Source organism: Leclercia sp. M50 (assembly GCF_037150775.1).
GTDB lineage: Bacteria > Pseudomonadota > Gammaproteobacteria > Enterobacterales > Enterobacteriaceae > Enterobacter.
The window spans coordinates 1-6,688 of record NZ_JBBCPK010000157.1 but is presented as its reverse complement, the minus strand read 5'-3'; the positions used below and the strand labels follow the sequence as shown (position 1 = coordinate 6,688).

General features: G+C 59.8%; 3 protein-coding genes and 1 pseudogene. All 4 read left to right on the top strand.

Annotated features, from left to right (window positions below):
- Nucleotides 1-419, top strand: a pseudogene (locus WFM46_RS22315) (chromosome partition protein MukF); the annotation flags it as partial.
- Nucleotides 400-1,104, top strand: a complete 705-nt coding sequence (mukE, locus tag WFM46_RS22310) for a chromosome partition protein MukE (RefSeq protein ID WP_103178932.1) — start codon at nt 400-402, stop codon at nt 1,102-1,104. The pseudogene WFM46_RS22315 and the gene mukE, both read left to right, overlap by 20 nt.
- Nucleotides 1,104-5,552: a chromosome partition protein MukB gene (gene mukB, locus WFM46_RS22305; RefSeq protein WP_103178933.1), complete on the top strand. Its 4,449-nt coding sequence runs from the start codon at nt 1,104-1,106 to the stop codon at nt 5,550-5,552. The genes mukE and mukB overlap by 1 nt, the downstream gene beginning before the upstream one ends.
- 183 nt (nt 5,553-5,735) lie before the next feature.
- The coding region (ldtD, locus tag WFM46_RS22300; protein ID WP_336998576.1) for a L,D-transpeptidase at nt 5,736-6,688 on the top strand (953 nt) is incomplete at its 3' end.

Sequence of the window (6,688 nt, the reverse complement as noted above, 5' to 3'; positions counted from 1 at the left end):
GCCAGTCGGTACAGACCTATTTCGATGCCCCGTGGGCGCTGACCTACGCCAGCGCTGACCGCCTGCTCGATATGCGTGACGAAGAGATGAGCCTGCGCGACGAAGAGGTCACCGGCGAGCTGCCAGCCGATCTGGAATATGAAGAGTTTAACGAAATACGGGAACAGCTTGCCGCGATGATCGAGGAGCAGCTGGCGATCTTCAAAACCAAAAACAAACCACTCGATCTCGGTCTGGTGGTGCGCGACTACCTCGCACAATACCCGCGTGCCCGCCATTTCGATATCGCCCGCATCGTGGTCGATCAGGCGGTACGCCTGGGCGTCGCGCAAGCAGATTTCACCGGCCTGCCGCCGAAGTGGCAGCCGATCAACGATTACGGAGCCAAGGTACAGGCGCATGTCATTGACAAATATTGAACACGTGATGCCAGTTAAGCTGGCCCAGGCGCTGGCAAATCCGATCTTTCCGGCGCTGGACAGCCAGCTGCGTGCCGGTCGTCACATTGGTCTCGACGAGCTGGATAATCACGCTTTTTTAATGGATTTTCAGGAGTACCTGGAAGAGTTTTACGCCCGCTATAACGTGGAGCTGATCCGCGCGCCGGAGGGGTTCTTCTATCTGCGCCCGCGCTCCACCACGCTTATCCCGCGCTCGGTGCTCTCCGAACTGGACATGATGGTCGGCAAAATTCTCTGCTATCTCTACCTCAGCCCGGAGCGTCTGGCGAACGAAGGCATCTTCACCCAGCAGGAGCTCTATGACGAGCTGATGACCCTGGCGGACGAAGGCAAGCTGCTGAAGCTGGTAAACAACCGCTCCACCGGCTCGGACGTTGACCGTCAGAAGTTACAGGAAAAAGTGCGCTCCTCCCTGAACCGTCTGCGCCGTCTGGGGATGGTGTGGTTTATGGGCCATGACAGCAGCAAATTCCGCATCACTGAATCTGTGTTCCGCTTCGGTGCCGACGTGCGCGTGGGCGATGACGCCCGCGAAGCGCAGCTGCGCATGATCCGTGATGGCGAAGCGATGCCGGTGGAAAACCATCTGCAGCTCAATGACGAGCATGAAGACAATCAGCCGGATAGCGGGGAGGAAGAGTAATGATTGAACGCGGTAAATTTCGCTCACTGACGCTGGTTAACTGGAACGGTTTCTTTGCCCGCACCTTTGATCTCGATGAGCTGGTGACCACGCTCTCGGGCGGTAACGGGGCAGGGAAATCCACCACCATGGCGGCCTTCGTCACGGCGCTGATCCCGGACTTAACCCTGCTGCACTTCCGTAACACCACCGAAGCTGGCGCGACCAGCGGTTCCCGCGATAAGGGTCTGCACGGTAAGCTGAAGGCGGGTGTCTGTTACTCCGTGCTGGACGTGATCAACTCCCGCCATCAGCGCGTGGTGGTTGGCGTCCGCTTGCAGCAGGTCGCCGGTCGCGACCGTAAAGTGGATATCAAACCGTTCGCCATTCAGGGGCTGCCAACCTCCGTTCAGCCCACCGCGCTATTGACGGAAACCCTGAACGAACGCCAGGCGCGCGTGCTGACGCTGCAGGAGCTGAAAGACAAGCTGGAAGCCATTGAAGGCGTGCAGTTTAAGCAGTTCAACTCCATCACCGAATACCACTCGCTGATGTTCGATCTGGGCATCGTCGCCCGTCGTCTGCGCTCCGCCTCGGACCGCAGTAAATATTATCGTCTGATCGAAGCCTCGCTCTACGGCGGGATCTCCAGCGCCATTACCCGCTCCCTGCGTGATTACCTGTTACCGGAAAACAGCGGTGTGCGTAAGGCGTTCCAGGACATGGAAGCGGCGCTGCGTGAAAACCGTATGACGCTGGAAGCCATTCGCGTCACGCAGTCTGACCGTGACCTGTTCAAGCACCTGATCAGCGAAGCCACCAACTATGTGGCGGCGGACTACATGCGTCACGCCAACGAGCGCCGCATTCATCTCGATCAGGCTCTCGAGTATCGCCGTGAGCTCTTCACCTCCCGCCAGCAGCTGGCCTCTGAGCAGTACAAGCACGTCGAGATGGCCCGCGAGCTGTCCGAGCATAACGGGGCAGAAGGGGATCTGGAGGCCGACTATCAGGCCGCCAGCGATCACCTGAACCTGGTGCAGACCGCGCTGCGTCAGCAGGAAAAAATCGAGCGCTACGAAGCGGATCTCGATGAACTGCAAATTCGTCTGGAAGAGCAGAACGAAGTGGTGGCGGAAGCTGCCGACAAGCAGGAAGAGAACGAAGCCCGGGCTGAAGCCGCCGAGCTGGAAGTGGATGAGCTGAAAAGCCAGCTTGCTGACTATCAGCAGGCGCTCGACGTCCAGCAAACCCGCGCCATTCAGTACAATCAGGCGTTGCAGGCGCTGGAACGTGCAAAAGCGCTTTGCCACCTGCCGGACCTGACGCCAGAGAGCGCGGATCAGTGGCTGGAAACTTTCCAGGCCAAAGAGCAGGAAGCCACCGAGAAGCTGCTGAATCTTGAGCAGAAAATGAGCGTGGCGCAAACTGCGCACAGCCAGTTTGAACAGGCATACCAGCTGGTGGCCGCGATTAACGGCCCGTTGGCGCGCGCCGAAGCGTGGGAAGTGGCCCGCGAGCTGCTGCGTGATGGCGTTAACCAGCGCCACCTGGCGGAACAGGTTCAGCCGCTGCGTATGCGCCTGAACGAGCTGGAGCAGCGCCTGCGTGAACAGCAGGAGGCGGAACGCCTGCTGGCTGAGTTCTGCAAGCGTCAGGGTAAACGAGTCGATATTGACGATCTGGAAAGCCTGCATCAGGAGCTGGAAGCCCGTATCGCGTCGCTGTCCGACAGCGTATCCAGTGCCAGCGAACAGCGTATGGCGCTGCGTCAGGAGATGGAGCAGCTACAGTCGCGTATTCAGACGCTGATGCAGCGCGCCCCAGTCTGGCTGGCCGCCCAGAGCAGCCTCAGCCAGCTCAGCGAGCAGTGTGGCGAAACCTTCGAATCCAGCCAGGAGGTCACGGAGTATCTGCAGCAGCTGCTGGAGCGTGAACGCGAAGCAATTGTTGAACGTGACGAAGTGGGTGCGCGTAAGCGCGCCGTCGACGACGAAATCGAACGTTTAAGCCAGCCTGGTGGTGCGGAAGATGCCCGTCTGAACACCCTTGCAGAGCGTTTTGGCGGCGTGCTGCTGTCAGAGATTTATGACGACGTCAGCCTTGAAGATGCCCCGTACTACTCGGCGCTGTATGGTCCATCCCGCCACGCGATTGTGGTGCCAGATCTGTCGCTGATCGCGGACCAGCTCGAAGGGTTGGAAGATTGCCCGGAAGATCTCTATCTGATCGAAGGGGATCCGCAGTCGTTCGATGACAGCGTCTTTGGCGTCGACGAGCTGGAAAAAGCGGTGGTGGTGAAAATCGCCGATCGCCAGTGGCGCTATTCGCGCTTCCCGGCGCTGCCGCTGTTTGGCCGCGCGGCCCGTGAAAGCCGTATTGAGAGCCTGCATACCGAGCGTGAAGCGCTGTCAGAACGTTTTGCGACGCTCTCGTTCGACGTGCAAAAAACCCAGCGTCTGCACCAGGCGTTCAGCCGCTTTATCGGCAGCCATCTGGCCGTGGCCTTTGAGGCCGATCCGGAAGCCGAGATCCGCAAGTTCACCACCCGTCGTACCGAGCTTGAACGCGCGATTTCAGCCCACGAAAATGATAACCAGCAGAGCCGCCTCCAGTTCGAGCAGGCTAAAGAGGGCGTCGCTGCCCTTAACCGCATTCTGCCGCGCCTGAACCTGCTGGCAGATGACACCCTCGCCGATCGGGTGGATGAGATCCAGGAGCGTCTCGACGAAGCGCAGGAAGCCGCGCGCTTTGTCCAGCAGTACGGCAATCAGCTGGCGAAGCTGGAGCCGATGGTCTCAGTGCTGCAGAGCGACCCGGAACAGTTCGAACAGCTGAAAGAAGATTATGCCTGGTCCCAGCAGGTCCAGCGCGAAGCGCGTCAGCAGGCGTTTGCCCTGACCGAAGTTTCCCAGCGCCGGGCGCACTTCAGCTACTCCGACTCGGCGGAGATGCTGAACGGCAACAGCGACCTGAACGAGAAGCTGCGCCAGCGTCTGGAGCAGGCGGAAATGGAGCGTACCCGCGCCCGTGAGGCGATGCGTAGCCATGCCGCGCAGCTGAACCAGTACAATCAGGTGCTGGCGTCGCTGAAAAGCTCGTTTGATACCAAGAAAGAGCTGCTGACCGACCTGCATAAAGAGCTGCAGGATATCGGCGTGCGGGCCGACAGCGGGGCGGAGGAGCGGGCGCGCATTCGTCGCGACGAACTCCATGCCCAGCTCAGCAATAACCGCGCCCGCCGCAACCAGCTGGAAAAAGCGCTCACCTTCTGTGAAGCGGAGATGGACAACCTGACCCGCCGTCTGCGCAAGCTGGAACGTGACTACCACGAGAAGCGCGAGCAGGTGGTGACCGCCAAAGCGGGCTGGTGCGCCGTGATGCGAATGGTGAAAGACAATGGTGTTGAACGCCGTCTGCACCGCCGCGAGCTGGCCTATCTCTCCGGCGATGAGCTGCGTTCTATGTCGGATAAGGCGCTGGGTGCGCTGCGTCTGGCAGTGGCGGATAACGAACACCTGCGCGATGTGCTGCGCATGTCGGAAGATCCGAAGCGCCCTGAGCGCAAAATTCAGTTCTTCGTGGCGGTCTATCAGCACCTGCGCGAGCGTATTCGCCAGGATATTATTCGCACCGATGACCCGGTTGAAGCCATTGAACAGATGGAGATTGAACTGGGCCGTCTGACGGAAGAGCTGACCTCACGTGAGCAGAAGCTGGCGATCAGCTCCCGCAGCGTGGCCAATATCATCCGAAAGACGATCCAGCGCGAGCAGAACCGTATTCGTCAGTTGAACCAGGGGCTGCAGAGCGTCTCCTTCGGTCAGGTCAACAGCGTGCGGCTGAACGTCAACGTGCGTGAAGCCCACGCCACGCTGCTTGATGTGCTGGCCGAGCAGCACGAGCAGCATCAGGATCTGTTCAACAGCAACCGCCTGACCTTCTCCGAAGCGCTGGCGAAGCTGTATCAGCGTCTGAACCCGCAGATCGACATGGGCCAGCGCACGCCGCAGACCATCGGTGAGGAGCTGCTGGACTACCGTAACTATCTCGAGATGGAAGTGGAAGTTAACCGTGGTTCTGACGGCTGGCTGCGCGCGGAATCTGGCGCCCTGTCGACCGGGGAAGCGATCGGTACCGGGATGTCGATTCTGGTGATGGTGGTCCAGAGCTGGGAAGATGAATCCCGCCGTCTGCGCGGCAAGGATATCTCTCCATGCCGCCTGCTGTTCCTTGATGAGGCGGCGCGTCTGGATGCCCGTTCGATCGCCACGCTGTTTGAGCTGTGCGATCGTCTGGATATGCAGCTGATTATCGCGGCGCCGGAAAATATCAGTCCGGAGAAAGGCACCACCTATAAACTGGTGCGTAAGGTCTATCAGAACAGCGAGCACGTTCACGTTGTGGGTCTGCGCGGCTTTGCCCCGCAGCCGCCGGAGTCCTTGCCCGGAACGGCTGACGCCTCCTGAGGAATCTGAAAATTAGCGATGGCGGCCCCCGGGCCGCCTTTTTTTATTCCTTGAGCTTGTACTGGCGGCTGCGTTAACTTTAAACTTCTTTACATAAGGTAAGGCTGGTGCCGGTCTGCCTCTCTATAATGAAGTGAAGCCCCGGTGATGAGGGCGTGACGTATAGCAAACAGGGGGCAAGGGATGTTGCTGAATAATATGTATGGTCGTCAGCTGTCGGCACTCAGTTTGTGTCTGACGGTGTTAGTTGCTCCGCTGTTTAGTGCGCGGGCGGATGAGCCCGAGCTGGTTCCTGTCGATAGCTCCGCCACGGTGGGCGCGCAACCGACTGCGCTGTCCCAGCCGCTTGAACAATCGCCTGCCACCGCCATAATGGCCGGTATCCGGCCGCTGCCTGCGGATATCAATGCAGAGCAACGCCGTCAGGAACTGCTTGCGGCGCTGCCTGCCGGTTACACCCCGGCCTATCTCAATCAACTTACGCTGCTGTATGCCGCGCGTGACATGAAGCCGATGTGGGACGATCGTGAAGCCGTGCGCGCGTTCCAGCAGCAGCTGGCTGAAGTCGCCATCGCCGGATTTCAGCCGCAGTTTACTGCCTGGGTCGAGTTGCTGACCCAGCCTGCCGTCACCGGAATGGCGCGTGACGTGGTGCTATCGGATGCGATGATGGGCTATCTGCAGTTTGTGGCGGGGATCCCGGTCAACGGCAACCGCTGGCTCTACAGCAATAAGCCTTACAAGCTGGCGACACCGCCGCTGTCGGTGATTAACCAGTGGCAGCTGGCGCTGGATAACGGCACGGTGCCGCACTTCATTGCCGGGCTGGCCCCGACGCATCCGCAATATGCTGTGATGCACCAGTCGCTGCTGGAGCTGGTGGCTGATACGCAGCCCTGGCCCCAGATCCAGAGTACCGCTAAGCTGAGCCCGGGGCAGTGGAGCAGCGACGTACCCGCGTTGCGAGAAATCCTCAAACGTTCCGGCGTGATTGACGGCGGGCCGAAAATTGCCCTGCCGGGTGACGATCCACAAAGCGTGGTCGTCAGTCCATCGGCTCCGTCTGTCGAAAAGAAGAAGTCTGTTTCCAGCAAGCCGGCCTCCTATGACCGCAGACTGGTTGAAGCGGTAAAAGC

Excerpts from the sequence above, each read along its gene's own strand:
- mukB (WP_103178933.1), top strand. The coding sequence starts at position 1,104 with ATGATTGAACGCGGTAAATTTCGCTCACTGACGCTGGTTAACTGGAAC.
- mukE (WP_103178932.1), top strand. The coding sequence starts at position 400 with ATGTCATTGACAAATATTGAACACGTGATGCCAGTTAAGCTGGCCCAG.